The organism is Stenotrophomonas sp. GD03654, assembly GCF_029845105.1.
Lineage (GTDB): Bacteria > Pseudomonadota > Gammaproteobacteria > Xanthomonadales > Xanthomonadaceae > Stenotrophomonas > Stenotrophomonas africana.
The window spans coordinates 1-17050 of the sequence record NZ_JAOCLC010000056.1 but is presented as its reverse complement, the minus strand read 5'-3'; the positions used below and the strand labels follow the sequence as shown (position 1 = coordinate 17050).

Annotated in this window: 16 protein-coding genes; 10 read left to right on the top strand and 6 right to left on the bottom strand. The window is 67.6% G+C overall.

From position 1 onward, the window contains the following. Positions 1-5 precede the first annotated feature (5 nt). A complete protein-coding gene (gluQRS, locus tag N5J73_RS18245; protein WP_049447743.1) occupies positions 6-941 on the bottom strand; it encodes a tRNA glutamyl-Q(34) synthetase GluQRS in 936 nt (311 codons plus the stop codon). A 93-nt stretch (positions 942-1034) separates the two neighbouring features. Between gluQRS and htpX the strand changes: the two genes are divergently transcribed. Then, entirely contained in the window at positions 1035-1901 is an 867-nt protein-coding gene (htpX, locus tag N5J73_RS18240) for a protease HtpX (RefSeq protein WP_005410387.1), read from the top strand. A gap of 701 nt (positions 1902-2602) precedes the next feature. Here htpX and N5J73_RS18235 read toward each other — a convergent pair. After that, entirely contained in the window at positions 2603-3430 is an 828-nt protein-coding gene (locus tag N5J73_RS18235) for an inositol monophosphatase family protein (RefSeq protein WP_049435104.1), read from the bottom strand. Between the two features lie 120 nt (positions 3431-3550). On the opposite strand from N5J73_RS18235, the gene N5J73_RS18230 reads away from it, so the two are divergent. The 3 genes from N5J73_RS18230 to N5J73_RS18220 all read left to right on the top strand — a co-directional run bounded on the left by N5J73_RS18230 (position 3551) and on the right by N5J73_RS18220 (position 7423). Further along, positions 3551-4321 carry an RNA methyltransferase gene (locus N5J73_RS18230; protein ID WP_049444830.1) on the top strand — a complete coding sequence of 257 codons (771 nt, stop codon included), beginning with the start codon at positions 3551-3553 and terminating at the stop codon, positions 4319-4321. Positions 4322-4397: 76 nt separating this feature from the next. After that, positions 4398-5300 (top strand): phosphate/phosphite/phosphonate ABC transporter substrate-binding protein, encoded by a 903-nt coding sequence (locus N5J73_RS18225; RefSeq protein ID WP_226053685.1) that lies wholly within the window; start codon positions 4398-4400, stop codon positions 5298-5300. Then, the gene (locus N5J73_RS18220) at positions 5297-7423 is read left to right on the top strand and encodes an EAL domain-containing protein (protein WP_049444825.1); all 2127 of its coding nucleotides are present in this window, start codon (positions 5297-5299) and stop codon (positions 7421-7423) included. Before N5J73_RS18225 ends, N5J73_RS18220 begins: the two co-directional genes overlap by 4 nt. Before the next feature lie 69 nt (positions 7424-7492). On the opposite strand, the gene epmB is transcribed toward N5J73_RS18220, so the two are convergent. After that, positions 7493-8509, bottom strand: coding sequence for an EF-P beta-lysylation protein EpmB (gene epmB / locus N5J73_RS18215; RefSeq protein WP_049444823.1), 1017 nt, complete (start codon positions 8507-8509; stop codon positions 7493-7495). A 120-nt stretch (positions 8510-8629) separates the two neighbouring features. Between epmB and efp the strand changes: the two genes are divergently transcribed. From efp to N5J73_RS18190, 5 genes are all read left to right on the top strand, one after another. Continuing rightward, positions 8630-9196: an elongation factor P gene (gene efp / locus N5J73_RS18210; RefSeq protein ID WP_005410381.1), complete on the top strand. Its 567-nt coding sequence runs from the start codon at positions 8630-8632 to the stop codon at positions 9194-9196. A gap of 207 nt (positions 9197-9403) precedes the next feature. Continuing rightward, the gene (locus tag N5J73_RS18205; RefSeq protein ID WP_049444821.1) at positions 9404-10747 is read left to right on the top strand and encodes a TRZ/ATZ family hydrolase; all 1344 of its coding nucleotides are present in this window, start codon (positions 9404-9406) and stop codon (positions 10745-10747) included. A 24-nt stretch (positions 10748-10771) separates the two neighbouring features. Continuing rightward, positions 10772-11488 carry a bifunctional 2-polyprenyl-6-hydroxyphenol methylase/3-demethylubiquinol 3-O-methyltransferase UbiG gene (ubiG, locus tag N5J73_RS18200; protein WP_049444819.1) on the top strand — a complete coding sequence of 239 codons (717 nt, stop codon included), beginning with the start codon at positions 10772-10774 and terminating at the stop codon, positions 11486-11488. Then, entirely contained in the window at positions 11485-12180 is a 696-nt protein-coding gene (locus N5J73_RS18195) for a phosphoglycolate phosphatase (RefSeq protein WP_049444817.1), read from the top strand. Before ubiG ends, N5J73_RS18195 begins: the two co-directional genes overlap by 4 nt. An 11-nt stretch (positions 12181-12191) precedes the next feature. Then, the gene (locus N5J73_RS18190; protein WP_049444815.1) at positions 12192-12896 is read left to right on the top strand and encodes a phytoene synthase; all 705 of its coding nucleotides are present in this window, start codon (positions 12192-12194) and stop codon (positions 12894-12896) included. 105 nt (positions 12897-13001) lie between these two features. Here the strand turns inward: N5J73_RS18190 and N5J73_RS18185 are convergent, their stop codons facing one another. Genes N5J73_RS18185 through yidD form a run of 3 tightly spaced genes read right to left on the bottom strand, consistent with a single transcriptional unit; the run spans position 13002 to position 15452 of the window. After that, entirely contained in the window at positions 13002-13850 is an 849-nt protein-coding gene (locus N5J73_RS18185) for a M23 family metallopeptidase (protein WP_049444813.1), read from the bottom strand. Further along, positions 13850-15196 carry a dihydroorotase gene (locus tag N5J73_RS18180; RefSeq protein ID WP_049444811.1) on the bottom strand — a complete coding sequence of 449 codons (1347 nt, stop codon included), beginning with the start codon at positions 15194-15196 and terminating at the stop codon, positions 13850-13852. Before N5J73_RS18180 ends, N5J73_RS18185 begins: the two co-directional genes overlap by 1 nt. A gap of 1 nt (position 15197) precedes the next feature. Beyond that, complete coding sequence (yidD, locus tag N5J73_RS18175; RefSeq protein WP_049444809.1) at positions 15198-15452, bottom strand: membrane protein insertion efficiency factor YidD; 255 nt, start codon at positions 15450-15452, stop codon at positions 15198-15200. A 272-nt stretch (positions 15453-15724) separates the two neighbouring features. Here yidD and dksA point away from each other — a divergent pair, with 272 nt between their 5' ends. After that, complete coding sequence (gene dksA / locus N5J73_RS18170; RefSeq protein ID WP_049444807.1) at positions 15725-16954, top strand: RNA polymerase-binding protein DksA; 1230 nt, start codon at positions 15725-15727, stop codon at positions 16952-16954. Positions 16955-17050: the final 96 nt, after the last annotated feature.

The window sequence follows — 17050 nt, the reverse complement described above, 5'->3', positions numbered from 1 at the left end:
GGGTATCAGGTGGGGGAAGTGGGATTCTGCAACATCGGCGTGGAAAGTGCGCCGGCTGGCGGCAGGCCTGCTCCAATCAGGATGTCACCCCGCGGCAGCCGCGCTGGGTCGAATGCCTGCCGAGCGGTGGCCAGCAGCGTGTCCAGGTCGTGCGCAGGTTCCAGCGCTTCAGGTGCCTGGCCGAGCAGCTGCCAGAGCTGGCGCAGCACGGGCAGCGGGCGCGAACTGTCCACCGGCAGCGCTGACAGCGACTTGGACAGCTTGTGGCCCGGGGCATCGAGCAGCAGCGGCAGGTGCCAGTAGCGCGGCACCGCCAGCCCCAACGCCTGCTGCAGCAGGATCTGCCGCGCGGTGGAGTCGAGCAGGTCGGCACCGCGCACCACTTCGGTCACCCCCTGCGCGGCGTCATCGACCACCACCGCCAACTGGTAGGCCCAGCAGCCATCGGCGCGGCGCAGCACGAAGTCGCCGACCTCGGCATGCACGTCCTGCTGCTGCGGGCCGCGCAGGCCATCGTCGAAGTGCACGAGGCTGCCCGGCGGCACGCGGAAACGGACGGCGGGATCCGGTCGGGGTTGCCGGGCGACGCAGCGATGGTGGATGCCGCCGCTGGCGGCCAGGTCGCTGCGGCTGCAATGGCAGACGAAGGCCTGGTCGCTGGCGAGCAGTGCATCCAGCGCAGCCTGGTAGGCCTCGCCGCGGGCGCTCTGCCAGAAGATCGGACCGTCGTGGGCCAGGCCGAACGCCGCCAGTGCCTGCAGTTGTGACTCGGCGGCACCGGGCACGGTGCGCGGTGGGTCGACGTCTTCGATGCGCAGCCGCCACACGCCGCCGTGATGGCGCGCGAGCAGCCAGCTGCCGAAGGCGGCGAGCAGGGATCCGGGATGGAGCAGGCCGGTCGGCGAGGGCGCGAAACGACCGCAGGGAATGGGGGAGGTCATGCTGGCTGAATCGTCGGTCAGGTTGGCGCTTGAATTCAAGCTGACCACACCGCAAATTGACCGGTATCGACCCCTTCCGAGCCGGATTTTCCCATGTTTACCCGCATTGCCCTGTTCCTGGCGACCAACTTCGCGGTCCTGATCCTCGCCAGCATCGTGATGTCGTTGCTCGGGGTCAATCCAAGCCAGATGAGCGGCCTGCTGGTCATGGCCGCGATCTTCGGCTTCGGTGGCTCCTTCATCTCGCTGCTGCTGTCCAAGTGGATGGCCAAGCGCTCCACCGGTGCGGTGGTGATCACCGAGCCGCGCAACCAGACCGAGCGCTGGCTGCTGGCCACCGTCGAGCGCCAGGCCAAGGCGGCCGGCATCGGCATGCCCGAAGTGGCCGTGTACGAAGGCCCGGAGATCAATGCCTTCGCCACCGGCGCCAACCGCAACAACGCGCTCGTCGCGGTGTCCACCGGCCTGCTGCACAACATGAGCGAAGACGAAGCCGAAGCGGTGCTGGGCCACGAGATCGCCCACGTCGCCAACGGTGACATGATCACCATGGCGTTGCTGCAGGGCGTATTGAACACCTTCGTGATCGTGCTGGCCCGCGTGGTCGGCGGCATCATCGACAGCGCGCTGTCGGGCAACCGCGAAGGTGGCGGCCGCGGCTTCGCCTACTACATCATCGTGTTCGTGCTGGAGATGGTGTTCGGCCTGTTCGCTACCATGATCTCGATGTGGTTCTCGCGCCACCGCGAGTTCCGCGCCGACGCCGGCGGTGCCTCGCTGGCCGGCCGCCAGAAGATGATCGCTGCGCTGGAGCGCCTGCAGCTCAACCACGGCCAGAGCACGCTGCCGACCCAGATCGCAGCCTTCGGTATTGCCGGTTCGACCGCGAAGAAGCTGTTCATGAGCCACCCGCCGCTGGAAGAGCGCATCGCTGCGCTGCGGGCGTCGACGGTGGCGTAAGCCTCCGCGCTTCCACGGTAGTGCAGGAACGCCTGGCCCCGCGCCGGGCGTTTTTGTTTTGCGCGCGCACGCATCGGTGGCGCCGGGTACGACTCGGCGAGAGTCATTTCCGCGACTGCGGAGGGGTGTCACTTTCTTTGCTCGTGCAAAGAAAGTAACCAAAGAAACACGCCGCCAGGGCGCGAGCCGTCGCTACGCGACGGTTCCCTGCGCTTCTCGGCGAATCAGGGGGCGGCGCCGAACTCGCTTCGCTCAAACATCGGCGCCTCTTCGCCCCTGATTCCCCTGCGATGCTCGGCTCGCTCAAGGCGGACCCAAGGTCAAATGCTTCAGCTGCACCCCGTAGATTCACGCCATGCGTGGATGCTGTTTGCTCTTGATCTCGACCTTCCAGTCCGCCTTCAAGCGAGCCGAGCACCGCAGGTCCGGCGAGGGCGAAGAGGTGCGGGTGTCTGAGCGCAGCGAGTTCCCGCACCGTCCCTCGACGGGCCGAGGAGCGCAGGGCACCGGCGTGCGCAGCACGTCGGCTCGCGGCCGGCGGAGCGTTTCTTTGGTTACTTTCTTTGCGCGCAAAGAAAGTGACACCCCACCGCGGTCGCGAAAATGACCCCAGGCATCGCCTGGCGCGCCAATGCGTCGGCGCGCAAACGAAAACGGCACCCTCGCAGGTGCCGTCTCCACGAACCGCTTTACACGGAACCTCAGAACTTCGCGTCGAACTCCGCCGCGTAGCCGGTGTTCACCAGCACCTTCTGCAGCGACTCGGCCACCTTCAGGTTGCCGGCCACGATCTGATGGGTGTCCGGGCCACGGTTGTCCATGCGGCCCAGGGTCGCGCCCTTGAAGTCGCAGACCTTGCCGCCCGCCTCGCGCACCAGCAGCAGGCCGGCAGCGATGTCCCAGGCCTTCACGCCGGCTTCGAAGTAGGCGTCGGCGCGGCCGCAGGCCACGTAGGCCAGGTCCAGTGCCGCCGAGCCGGTGCGGCGGATGTCCTCGCCGTGCACCAGCAGGGCGTCCACCGCCTTCAGCTGGGCGCTGGCGCGGCTGCGCTCGCGCGGCGCGAAGCCGGTGTGGATCATGGTGCCTTCCAGGTCCTTGCGGTCGGCCACGCGGATGCGGCGGTCGTTCAGCACGGCACCCGCGCCACGGCTGGCGGTGAACAGTTCATTGCGCAGCGGATCGAAGATGACCGCATCGGTCGGCTCGCCGTTCTCGACCAGCGCGATCGACACGCAGTAGTGCGGCACGCCGCGCAGGTAGTTGCTGGTGCCGTCCAGCGGGTCGATGACCCACATCTGGCGGCGCTCGCCCTGCACGCCACCTTCTTCACCGAAGATGCCGTAGTCCGGGTAGGCGCGCTTGAGTTCCTTGACGATGACCTTTTCCGCGTCCGCATCCACTTCGCTGGCGTAGTCCATCCGGCCCTTCTGCACCACGTTCAGTGCCTCGAGCTTGTTGATGTTGCGCAACAGGACGTTGCCGGCGAGGCGGGCGGCCTTGACCATGACGGTTACGGCGGGTTTCTGCATGGCGTGGGCTCCCGGAAAGGCAGAAGAGATGGACTGGCGGGGGAAAAGAGCGGGTCCGGCGCAGTGGCCGGCCGCACAGTTTACCATTGGTCATCGTCCAGCTCGACCTTTTCCCTGTTCATGTCCCAGTTTCCCGCCGCCACCCGTCTCCGATTCGTCCTGGTCGGTACCCAGCACCCCGGCAACATGGGGGCCGCCGCCCGTGCCCTGAAGACCATGGGCCTTGCCCGCCTGGTCCTGGTCGCCCCCGAAAAGCCGCTGGACGAGGAGGCCTTCCGCCGCTCGGCCGGTGCCGAAGACGTGCTGGGGGACGCCCCGGTGGTGGCCACCCTGGCCGAGGCCGTGGCTGACTGCCGCCTGGTGCTGGGCTGCACCGCCCGTGCCCGCCGCGTCCAGCTGGAGGAGTACCTGCCGGCCGATGCCGCTGCCCGCGCGGTGGCCAAGGCCGGCGAGGGTGCCGAAGTGGCGCTGGTGTTCGGCCGTGAGCGCACCGGCCTGACCAACGAGGAACTGCAGCTCTGCCATGCAGCGGTGCACATCCCGTCCGACCCGGAGTTCAGCTCGCTCAACCTGGCTGCCGCCGTGCAGGTGCTGGCCTATGAAACGCGCATGCAGCTGCTGGGTGCGCAGCCTGCGTCCGACGCCGAGCCCGGATTCCGCGAACAGGCGGCCAGCCACGAGCAGATGGAGAGCTTCTTCGCCCAGCTGGGTGACACGCTGGACGAGATCGATTTCCACAAGGGCCGCGCCCCGGAATCGGCGATGCGCAAGCTGCGCCGCCTGTTCCTGCGCAGCGAGCCCAGCGAGCAGGAAGTGCGCCTGCTGCGCGGCATCCTCGCCGACACCCAGCGCATGGCGCGGCTGGCCCAGGCAGGCGGCAAGGACAGCTGACGACGTTCTCATTTTTTCGGGTAGTCTGTCTGGATACCCAGGGGGGATGAAGCCTGTGTCGGGTCTGCGAAAGGCAATGCAGGGGGGACTGCTGAGCCTGGCCATGGTCCTGCTGGCCGGGACGGTGCATGCAGCACCGGACCCGGTGCTGGTGCTGGGCCGGATCAGCGATGATCCCAAAGCCCACTACGAGCAGCTGCAGCCCTTGCTGGACTATGTGGTGGCGCGCATGCACGACGTTGGCATCAAGGAAGGGAGGATCCTGATGGCACGCGACCCGCAGCAGATGGCCAGCTATCTGCGGCGGGGCAGGGTCGACTGGGTCACCGAAACCTCGGGTACGGCGGTGGCGCTGGGCCAGCGCAGTGGTGCACGGCCGTTGCTGCTGACCGAGCGCAATGGCGTGCGCGAGTACCAGACAGTGTTCTTCGTGCGCAGCGACAGCCCGATCCAGCGCGTGCAGGATCTGCGCGGGCACCGCCTGGCGCTGCAGAACACGGCGTCGACCAGCGCCTATCTGGTGCCGGTGATGACCCTGCTGCAGGAAGGGTTGTCGCCGCAGATCCTGGCGGGTACGTGGGACATGCCGGGGCGGGACAGCGTGGGGTATGTGTTCGCGCGCAGCGAGTTGAACATTGCAACGTTCGTGCACAAGGGCGTGGTCGATGTGGGGGCGGTGAGCAGCGTGGACTGGAATGACCAGCGCCGGATGCCGCCTGCGTTCCGCCACGACTTCCGCGAACTGCTGCGTACCGAACCCTACCCCCGCGCGGTGGAAATGGTCCGCGCCGACCTTGACCCGCGGGTGCGGGATCGCTTGCAGGAAGTGCTGCTGCAGGCGGCCAGCGACCCACAGGCGCAGGGAGCGTTGCATCGGTTTTTTGGCACCTCCGGTTTCCACCGCGTCGATGCGCATGCGCAGCAGCGGTTGGATGAATTGAAACAAGGATTGACGCGCGTGCGGATGGAAGTGGAATGAAGTGGCTCGGCTCGGGGATGCAGGCCCGGTTCCTGCTGGCGATGGGCGGAGCAATGGTGGTGGTGGTGGCGATCCTGGCAGTGCTGCTGGGGCGGCAGACCGCCATGCAGGGCGAGGTGCGCAGCCTCAGTGGTGGCGTCATCCATGAACTGTTCGACCGCAGCGTGCGCAGCCGCGGCGAAGCGATGGCGCGCGAGTTGTCCGATTCACTGGCTAATCCCCTGTACTACCGCGATCTGGACCAGGTCGGCGCACTGGTACGGGGCACCGCGCGGCAACCGGTGGTGCGCTATGTGCTGGTGTTCGACGAACGTGGCCGGCTGGTGCATGACGGCTCGATCGAGGTATCCGGTTTCGGCCAGCCCATGGCCGATCCGCTGGCACCCAAGGCTGCCGCCGCACAGGCGCTGGTGGTGCAGGAATCGGCGAAGGTGCTCGACAACACGATGCCGATCATGATCGGCAACCAGCGCATTGGCGGCGTCCGCGTTGGCATGGCGCTGGACGAGGTGCAGCAGCGTGAACAGGCCGCCAATGCCACCCTGGGCGAGCGCCTGCAGCAGGTCGGCAGCCGCCACCTGGGCTGGCTGCTGCTGATGCTCGGCATGCTGGTGGTGATCGGCGTGGTGGTGATCCTGTACGTGCAGCGCACCCTGGTGGCGCCGATCCGTGATCTTGCCGTCGCCGCCCGCCGCATCGAGGCCGGTGACTACCAGACGCCCCTGGCCGAGAACACCCGCGACGACGAGGTCGGTGAACTGGTACGTGGTTTCGCCCGGATGCGTGATGCGATCGCCCGCCATGACCGCGAAGTGCGGCGCATGGCCTATACCGACGCGCTGACCGGGCTGACCAACCGGCTGGCATTCCGCGAGGCGCTTGATCATCGGTTGATGGCTGCCCGTGCCGCCAATCACCGCTTAGGCCTGTTGTTCGCCGATATCGACGACTTCAAGCGCGTCAACGATACCCTCGGCCATGAGGCCGGTGACGAAGCGCTGTTGCAGTTCGCACAGCGCATCGGCCGTGCAGTCACCGAGGCCGGTGGCGATGAGGCCCTGCTGGCCCGCTTCGGCGGTGACGAGTTCGTGATCCTGGTCGGTGATGGCGACGTGGCCGCGAACGCGCGGCTGCTGGCCGAGGTGCTGGTGCGCGAGCTGGGCAAGCCGCTGGTGGTGCAGGGCAGGGAGCTGTTCCTGGGGACCTCGATCGGCGTGACCCTGTTCCCGGACGATGCCGCCGATGCGACCACGCTGCTGAAGAACGGCGACATCGCCATGTACCAGGCGAAGATGGCCGGCAAGAACTGTTATCGCTACTACAGCCGGGCGATGGACCATGCGGTCGAGCGCCGCGTGCACATGGAGCAGGAACTGCGCGGGGCCTGGGAGCGCGGCGAGCTGCGCCTGGCCTACCAGCCGATCTTCCGCATGCGCGACCGCCGCATGGTCGGCGTCGAAGTGCTGCTGCGCTGGCAGCATCCGACCCTGGGTACGATTCCGCCGTCAGTGTTCATCGAAGTGGCCGAGCAGAGCGGGCTGATCGAGATCATCGGCCCGAAGGTGCTGCGAGCGGCCTGCATGGAAGCCTCGCAGTGGCCACGTGGGGCCGGTGGCGATGATCTGTTCGTGTCGGTGAACGTGTCACCACGGCAGTTGCGCGGCGGTGAGCTGCCGGCGCTGGTCGCGCAGTGCCTGCACGAATCCGGCCTGCCGGCCTCGCGGCTGCACCTGGAGCTGACCGAAACCGCCGTGATCGGCGACGAGATGGTTGCCGCGCAGCTGCTGGACAAGCTGCATCGCACCGGTGTGAAGGTCTGGCTGGACGATTTCGGCACCGGCTTCTCCGGTCTCAGCCATCTTCGCCAGGTGCCGGTGGACGGCGTGAAGATCGACAAGAGCTTCGTGGCCGACATGCAGCGCGATCCGGACGACCTGGCGCTGACCACGGCGATCATCGCCATGGCCCACGCACTGGGCATCACGGTGGTGGCCGAGGGCATCGAGCAGCAGGCGCAGTACGAGCTGCTGGCCCAGCGCGGCTGCGACCTCGGCCAGGGCTACTGGCTGAGCCATCCGGTGACCGCCACCGAAGTGGTGCGGATGATCGAGTCGGGCGTCTGACGGTAGAACCACGCCATGCGTGGATGGGCGTTCCTGGCCGAATCATCCACGCATGGCGTGGATCTACTGTTACACCGGGCGCTTGCTCGGGTCGCCGGGCAGTTCGCGCACCAGTTTCGGGATCAGATAACCGGACAGGCGTGCGGTGAGGCCGGCAATCAGCGCCTTGGCCCGGGCATCGTCCACTTCGAAGTGGGCCACGCCCTCGACCTTGTCCAGCTGGTGCAGGTAATAGGGCAGCACGCCGGCGGCAAAGCTGCGCTCGCTCAGGTCCTGCAGGGCCTGCACGCTGTCATTGACCCCGCGCAGCAACACCGCCTGGTTCAGCAGCTGGGCGCCGAGGCCGCGCAGGCGGGCCATCGCCGCGTCCACGCTGGCATCGAATTCATTGGCATGGTTGGCGTGGACCACGATCGCCAGCGGCCACGGCAGGCTGCCCAGCCAGGAGACCAGTTCGTCGTCCACCCGTTCCGGCAGCACGATCGGCAGCCGGGTATGGATGCGCAGGCGGCGGATGTGCGGTATCTGGCGCAGGGCGTCGGTCAGTTCCACCAGCTTGTGCGTGGCCAGCGACAGCGGGTCACCGCCGGACAGGATCACCTCGTCGATGTCCGTGTCGGCGGCGATGGCGGCTACGGCCTCCTGCCAGCCCCCCTTGGCGGCGTTCTCCGCGCCATAGTCGAAGTGGCGGCGGAAGCAGTAGCGGCAGTTGATCGCGCAGCTGCCGGTGGCGACCAGCAGGGCACGGCCGCGGTACTTCTGGATGACGCCAGTGGCCTTCCTGGCGGCGCCATCGCCCACCGCATCGAAGCTGAACCCGGGCGCCGGCCGCATTTCCTCGTCGATCGGCAGCACCTGGCGCAGCAGCGGGTCGGCTGCATCGCCAGGACGCATGCGGGCCACGAAGCCCTCCGGCACGCGCAGCGCGAACTGGGCCATGGCCGCCTCCGAGACGCCCAGCGCGGCCGGGTCCAGTTGCAGCCGGGCCAGCAGCGCGTGCGGGTCGCGCAGCGCCTGGCGCCAGAGCTGCTGCCAGCGCGCGGGCGCACCGGGCGACTGGGGCCGGGGGAAGGCGGAAAGCTGCATGGAGAGGGGGCCTGCGGTTATCATGTGGGCAGAAAAACAGTCGCCCACCGGCATCCGGTGGGCTTTCCATTCTAACGGCTCGCCGCACCCGCGGCGTTTTTGCCACTCAGGAGTTTACGCATGGCCAGCTACGGCATGAACGACGTCAAGAACGGGATGAAGATCCTGGTCAACAACCAACCGGCCGTCATCATCGACACCGAATACGTCAAGCCGGGCAAGGGCCAGGCCTTCACCCGCGTGAAGTACCGCCTGATCAAGGACGGCCGTACCCAGGAAGTCACCATGAAGTCGACCGACTCGCTGGATGCCGCCGACGTCGTCGATACCGACATGAACTTCATGTACAGCGACGGCGAGTACTGGCACTTCATGGACCCGGAATCCTTCGAGCAGGTCCAGGCCACCAAGGCCGGCATGGGCGGCGCCGAGAAGTGGCTGAAGGGCGAAGAGTCCTGCGTGGTCACCCTGTGGAACGGCGAGCCGATCTTCGTGCAGCCGCCGAACTTCGTTGAGCTGAAGATCACCGAAACCGATCCGGGCGTCCGCGGTGACACCTCGGGCGGCGGCGGCAAGCCGGCCACCCTGGAAACCGGCGCCGTGGTCCGCGTGCCGCTGTTCGTCAACCAGGACGAGGTGATCCGCGTCGACACCCGTTCGGGCGAATACTCCGCACGCGTCAAATAAGGTTCCGGCCATAGGTCGACCTGCTGTAGTGCCGGCCGCTGGCCGGGTACGCGCCATCGCATTCGCGCTGGCGCTCCCATGGTCTGCTTCGGCAGATCATGGGCCCCGCTTCACGGGTCTCCAGACCCCGCCGCTTCGCGGCAGCCCCTGACTCAGGGGCGTGTCCCCCAGAAGTATCTCGCCGCCCCCACAGCCCAGTGAGCCCGCATGAGCGATAGCCCGCACCTCCCCGAAGCCTGCGACCTGCTCATCGAAGCCGGTTACGTCGTTCCGATCGAGCCGCATGCGGTGGTGCTGGAAGACCATGCCGTTGCCGTGCGTGGCAGCGAGATCGTGGCCATCCTGCCGCGTGCCGAGGCGCGCGCGCGGTTCCGCGCCGCCCAGGTGGTCAGCCGTCCTGAGGCCGCGCTGATGCCGGGCCTGGTCAATGCGCACACGCACAACCCGATGACCCTGCTGCGCGGCGTCGCCGACGACCTGCCGCTGATGACCTGGCTGCAGCAGCACATCTGGCCGGTGGAAGCGGCGGTGATCGGCCCCGAGTTCGTTGCCGACGGCACCACCCTGGCCATCGCCGAGATGCTGCGCGGCGGTACCACCTGTGCCAACGAGAACTACTTCTTCGGCGACGTGCAGGCCGCCGTCTACAAGAAGCACGGTTTCCGCGCGCTGGTCGGCGCGGTCATCATCGATTTTCCCACCGCCTGGGCCAAGACCGACGACGAGTACTTCGCCAAGGCCGGTGAACTGCACGACCAGTGGCGCACCGATCCGCTGATCGGCACCGCATTCGCGCCGCATGCGCCGTATACGGTCAACGATGCCAATTTCGAGCGGGTGCGGATGCTGTCCGACCAGCTCGACATGCAGGTGCACCTGCACACCCACGAGACCGCGCAGGAGATCAACGATTCGATCAAGCTGCACGGCCAGCGCCCGCTGGCGCGACTGGATCGGCTCGGCCTGGTCAACGACCGCCTGATCGCGGTGCACATGACCCAGCTGACCGACGCGGAAATCCACCTGTGCGCCGAACGTGGCGTCAGCGTGGTGCACTGCCCGGAATCGAACCTCAAGCTGGCCTCCGGTTTCTGCCCGGCCTGCGCCCTGCAGCGTGCTGGCGTGAACCTGGCGATCGGCACCGACGGCTGCGCCAGCAACAACGACCTGGACATGTTCAGCGAGAACCGCACCGCGGCGATCCTGGCCAAGGCCGTGGCCGACGATGCCACCGCGCTGGACGCGGCCACCACGCTGCGCGCCTCGACCCTGGGCGGCGCCCGCGCGTTGGGCTTCGGCGAGCGCATCGGCTCGATCGAAGTCGGCAAGCAGGCCGACCTGGTCTGCGTCGATCTGTCCGCGCTGGAAACCCAGCCGCTGCACAACGTGCTGTCGCAGCTGGTGTACGCCACCGGCCGCCAGCAGGTCAGCGACGTCTGGATCGCCGGCAAGCCGAAGCTGGTGCAGCGCGAGCTGGTCGGCATGGACCTGCCGGGCATCATCGCCAACGCGCGCCAGTGGCGCGAGCGCATCCGTCATATCCGCGCCTGATCCCTGGCGCCGCAAGGACTCCTCATGACTGCCCCCCACGCTTCCTCCAATTTCGATCAGGCCGAGCTGGACAAGTTCGCCGCGCTGGCCAACCGCTGGTGGGACGCTGATGGCCCGCAGAAGCCGCTGCACGCACTGAATCCGGTGCGCCTGAAGTACGTGGCCGAGCGCGTGCCGCTGCGCGGCGCACGCGTGCTCGACATCGGTTGCGGTGGCGGCCTGTTGAGTGAAGCGCTGGCCCAGGCCGGCGCCGATGTCACTGCCATCGACCTGGCCCCGGAGCTGGTCAAGGTCGCGCGGCTGCATGCGCTGGAAAGCGGCGCCAAGGTCGACTACCGCGTGCAGGCCGCCGAAGACCTTGCCGCCGAGCAGCCGGGCAGCTTCGACGTAGTCACCTGCATGGAAATGCTCGAGCACGTGCCCCATCCCGGCGCAATCATCGAAGCCTGCAAGCGCCTGCTGAAGCCGGGTGGCCACCTGTTCCTGTCGACCATCAACCGCACCGCTGCCGCGTTCGCGGTGGCGATTGTCGGCGCCGAGTACGTGGCGCGGCTGCTGCCCAAGGGTACGCACCACTACCAGGAATTCATCAAGCCGGCCGAGCTGGCGCGCTGGCTGCGCGAGGCCGACATGCAGCTGGTGGATGTCAGCGGCATGGCCTACGAGCCGTGGCGCAACCACGCCCGCCTGAGCAGCCGCACCGACATCAACTACCTGGCCTACGCGGTCAAGCCAGCATGACCTCCGCACGCTTCCCGCGCGCGGTGCTGTTCGATCTGGACGGCACCCTGCTGGACAGCGCGCCGGACTTCGTCGCCACCTGCGATGCGATGCTGGCCGAGCGTGGACGCGCGCCGGTCGATCCGGCACAGCTGCGACCGGTGGTCTCCAAGGGCTCGCGCGCGATGGTCGGGGCCGCTTTCCCGGACTTGGATGCCGCTGCGCGCGATGCACTGATCCCGGAATTCCTGCAGCGCTACGAAGCGTTGATCGGCCAGCACGCGGTGCTGTTCGATGGCGTGGCCGGCATGCTCGCCGCGCTGGATGAGGCCGGTACGGTGTGGGGCATCGTCACCAACAAGCCGGAGTACCTGGCGCGCTTGATCGTGCCGCAATACGGCTGGCAGCAGCGCTGCGCGGTGCTGGTCGGTGGTGACAGCCTGGCCGAGCGCAAGCCGCACCCGCTGCCGCTGCTGCACGCCGCGCAGGCGATCGGCATCGCCGCCGAAGACTGCGTGTACGTGGGTGACGACGAGCGCGACATCATCGCCGCACGCGCTGCCGCCATGCCGTCGGTGGCGGCGCTGTGGGGCTACCGCCTGCACAGCGACGACCCGTTGGCCTGGCAGGCCGACGTGCTGGTCGAGAATGCTGAACTTCTGCAACTGGCCAGTCTCTGGCCGACCCGGCCGGCAGCCCCGGCCCAGCCGTAAGGAATCACGTAGTGAGCAGTACCGCGCTGGACAGTTTCCTCGACAAGTGGCGCAGCCGTTGGCCGGAATGGTCGGTGGCCGCCCCGTTCGTGGCCGAATCGCAACGCGAGCTTGCCGTGGCGTGGTTCGCGCTGCTGCAGGAGTTCGACGACATGCTCAATACCGGCGGCGATCCGCTGCCGGCCGACGCCAAGCTGGCGTGGTGGGGCGAGGAGCTGCGCAGCTGGGCCGCGCATCGTTCGCGCCATCCGCTGGGACGTCTACTGGAGCCGGTGCGTGCGCCGTGGGCCCAGTTGGCCGAAGCGCTGCCGGATCTGGTTGAAGCGCGCACCGTCGCACTGGATGCGGCCGGAGCCGAGCGTGCGCTGGCCAACTACGCCGAGGCCGTAGCTGCGGTGGAGGCGGTCTTGTTCGCGGACAAGCCGCGCACCGGCGCGGGCCGTGCGGTGCAGCTGCAGACCCTGGCCCAGCGCCTGCAGGATGCCGGCGTGGCCGGTGTGCCGCGCAGCCTGCTGGACGGTGATGCCAGCAGCGCCGCGCAGCGCTGGGCGCAGCATCTGTTGAAGGGGTGGGGCACCCGCGTGCCTGGCCCGCGCCCGCGACGTGTGTGGTCCAGTCTGGCGCGCGCCCGCGTGGCGGCGCAGGCCGCAGGCAAGCCGATTGAAGCTACTCCGGTGCGCACCCTGCTGCGCGTGTGGTGGGCTGCGCGCGGTTGATCGATCGGCCCTGCGGACAGCTTCTGGTGGGTGCGGACCTTGGTCCGCACGCTCTGAGGGATTGTGCCGACCAAGGTCGGCACCCACCAAGGCGCATTGCACGCGTTATTTACGCTCCAGCACCAGCAACGGGTCGATACGGGTATCGAACCAGTTCATGCCCCAGTGCAGGTGCGGGCCGGTGGCACGGCCGGTGGCGCCGACCGCGGCGATCACCTGGCCCTGTTCCACACGGTCGCCAACCTTCACGTCGATGCGCGACAGGTGCAGGAAATTGGAACTGACCCCGAAACCGTGGTCGAGCAGCAGGGTGCCGCCGGTCAGGTACAGGTCCGGGCCGGCAAAGGTGACGATGCCGGCGGCCGGAGCCTTCACCGGTGTACCGGTCGGTACCGCGATGTCCATGCCGGAATGACCGGCGCCTGGCTGGCCGTTGTACACGCGCGCGTTGCCGAAGCGGCCGCTGATGCGGCCCTGCACTGGCCAGATGAAGGTCTGGGTGAAGTCGGTACGGTCGTCATCGCGGGCACGCGCGGCAGTCACCTGCGCCTGTTCGCGCTTGATCCGCTCGGCAATCGCCGGCGGCGGGTTGACCGTCTTCGGTGGCACGCCGTTGACCCGCTCGGTGGGCCAGTCGCGCGGCGTCACCGCAATGGTCGCAGTCTCGCTGCCACCATCGGGGCGCTGCACCTGCACGCGCAGCGGACCCTTCTCGTCGCGGCCAATGCCGAACACCACGCTGCCATAGCCGCTCACCCGCAGCTGGCGGCCGGCGTACTGCACGCGGCTGCCGGCGGGCACCTTGCCGATCACCAGTGCACCCTGCGACGCACTGGCCGGGAACACCACGCGGCTGTCGATCAGGCTGCCGATGCCATCCTGCGCCTGGGCCGCCGGTGCGGTGAGTAGGGGCGCGGCCAGCAGCAGCGCCCCGATCATCAGTGCTGAACGCATCAGCGGTCGTAGGTCATGCGCTGGCCGGCGGGCTCGCCCACCAGTTTGCTGCCGTCCCACACCAGCTGGCCGTTCACCCAGGTGGAGGCGACGCGCGAACGGAAGGTGGTGCCTTCAAACGGCGACCAGCCGCACTTGGACAGCACGTCCTCGCGCTTGACCGTGAACGGCACGTCTTCGACCAGGACAAGATCGGCGAAGTAGCCTTCGCGCAGGAAGCCGCGCTCCTCGACGTCGAACAGCTGCGCCGGCGCATGCGCGAACTTCTGCACCACCTGCTCGCGGGTCAGCTTGCCTTCGTGCACGCGCTCCAGCGCGGCCACCAGCGCGTACTGCACCAGCGGCAGGCCCGACGGCGCCTGCGCGTAGGGCTTCTGCTTCTCTTCCCAGGTGTGCGGGGCGTGGTCGGTGGCCAGCACGTCCAGCACGTCGTCGGCCAGCGCAGCGGTGATTGCCTCGCGGTCGGATACTTCCTTGATCGCCGGGTTGCACTTGATCAGGTTGCCCTTGGTCGCATAGTCAGGGCGCGCGAAGTGCAGGAAGTGCACGCAGGTTTCAGCGGTGATCTGCTTGCGGCTGCCGTCGGCGCGGATCAGCGGCCCCTTCTCGAACAGCGCCAGCTCGTCGGCGGTGGAGATGTGCAGCACATGCAGGCGGGTGCCGTGCTTGCGCGCCAGCGACATCGCCAGGCGGGTCGACTTGATGCAGGCCTCGCGTGAGCGGATGTCCGGGTGCATGTCCGGGGTCAGCGCATCGCCGTACTTTTCCTGGAAGGCCTTCAGGTTGGCATCGATCATCGGCGTGTCTTCGCAGTGCGTGATGATCGGAGTCGGGCATTCGCGGAAGATCGCGTCCAGCGTTTCCGGGTTGTCGACCAGCATGTTGCCGGTCGACGCACCCATGAATACCTTCACGCCCGGCGCCTTCTTCGGGTCCAGAGCGCGGATCGCGTCCAGGTTGTCATTGCTGGCGCCGTGGTAGAAGCCGTAGTTGGCCCAGGCGCGACCGCGCGCGAGCTCGTACTTGGCTTCCAGAATGGTCGAATCCAGCGTCGGCGGATTGGTGTTGGGCATGTCCATGAAGCTGGTCAGGCCACCGGCCACGGCCGCCGCCGATTCGCTGGCGATGTCACCCTTGTGGGTCAGGCCCGGCTCGCGGAAGTGCACCTGGTCATCGATCATGCCGGGCAGCAGCCAGCGTCCGGCCGCATCCACCACCTGCTCGCCGACCCGCGGCGCCAGCCCATTGCCGATCTGCGCGATGCGGCCGTTCTCGATGCGCAGATCGCCGTCGAAGGTGCGGCCTTCGTTGACCATGCGGGCATTGGTGATGAGGGTGGAGGACATGTCAGTGTTTTCCTGTGCAACGGCAAGAGGGGGCGTTGGGGGACTCGGGCACGGGGTCGACGCCGCCGGGATGGAACGGATGGCAGCGGCCCAGCCGGCGCGCAGCCAGCCAGCTGCCGCGCAGCGGACCGTGCCGCGCGATCGCTTCCATCGCGTATTCAGAACAGCTCGGCACGAAACGGCAGCGTGGCCCCAGCAAGGGGCTGATGAAGCGCTTGTAGAAGCGCAGCAGGGCGATGAGCAGGCGCGAGATCACCCAGTCATCTTATGCCAGTTGGCATGAAGGCCGCATTTGTGCAGGATGGGCCGTTGGTCGCATGTCGCCGATGGCCTGCGACCGGTACCAGCACCTTCGGGTGTTGGCCAGGTTCCGTACCGCGCAAGGCGGTCCGTGTTCGTCGGACCGCCTCCAAGGGCGCCTTGACTCCAGGACTGAATGGAGCAGGGGGTCGAGGTTGCTGCTGCGGGTCGGGTAGGCTATAAAGGCCCGCTTTCCCGGGCCCCGGGGAATCCAAGGAAGAGCGTTTCGTGGCTGCTAAAAAAACTGCAAAGAAGGCCGCAACGGCCGCCAAGAAAACCGCCAAGCCTGTTGTGAAGAAGTTGGCGGCAAAGCCCGTTGCCAAGAAGCCGGCCAGCAAGCCGGCGACCAAGGCAGCGTCCTCGCAACCGGCGGCCAGGAAGGCCACCGCAAAGAAAACGCCGGTCAAGGCAACCAAGCCGGTGGCGAAGAAGGCCGCTGCGCCCGCCAAGTCCAAGCCTGCCGCTGCCAGCAAGAAGGCGCCGGTGGTGAAGAAGGCCGCCAGCAAGGCCGCGCCGATGAAGAAGGCCGCCGCCAAGCCGGTAGCGAAGAAGGCAGCAGCCAAGCCGGCGCCGAAGGTGGTGGTGAAGAAGGCTGCAGCCAAACCGGTCGCCAAGCCTGCGGCAAAGAAGGTCGCTGCAGCTAAACCGGTTGCCACGCCTGCCGCTGTAAAGAAGGTTGCCAAGAATGTTGCCGTGCCGGCCGTCAAGCCGACCCCGGCCCCAGTAGTGAAGTCCGCACCGAAGCCTGCTGCCAAGCCGGCTCCGGCCAAGCCTGTCCCGGCCAAGACCGTGGCAGTGGCAGCAGCCCAACCGGCCTCCAAGCCGGCCCCGGCCGCCGCTCCTGCCGCTTCGAAGGCCCCGCAATCCAAGAATCCCGTGCCCGTTTCGAAATCGCCTGCCAAAACCGCCGTGAAATCCGATTCCGCCCCGAAGACCGTGTCGCGCCCTGTCGGCAAGGTTGCCGTGGCCGTCGCCGCCCGCTCGGCGGCACCGGCCCCGCGCAGCAAGTACAAGGTGGTCGAGTACAAGACCGACGAGGCCACCGGCCGCCCGATCCTGCCGGCTGGCTACAAGCCGTCCTCGGAAGAGGAATACATGAGCCCGCTGCAGCAGGAGTACTTCCGTCAGCGCCTGCAGAACTGGCGCGCGGACCTGGTCGAAGAGTCCAAGCAGACCATCGAGAATCTTCGCGAGGAAGTGCGTGACATCGGCGACGAAGCCGAACGCGCGACCCGCGAGACCGAGAACTCGCTGGAACTGCGTACCCGTGACCGCTACCGCAAGCTGATCGGCAAGATCGACAGCACCCTGAAGCGCCTGGAAGCGGGCGACTACGGTTACTGCGTCGACACCGGCGAAGAAATCGGCCTGGAGCGCCTGGAAGCGCGCCTCACCGCCGAACGCACCATCGACGCCCAGGAGCGTTGGGAGCACCTGCAGAAGCAGCAGGGCGACTGATTCCTGATCGTTGTCTGGTCATGCAGAAAACCCGGCTTCGGCCGGGTTTTTTGTTGGGGGTGGTTGGCTGGGTAGAACGGCGCCTTCCGCGTATCG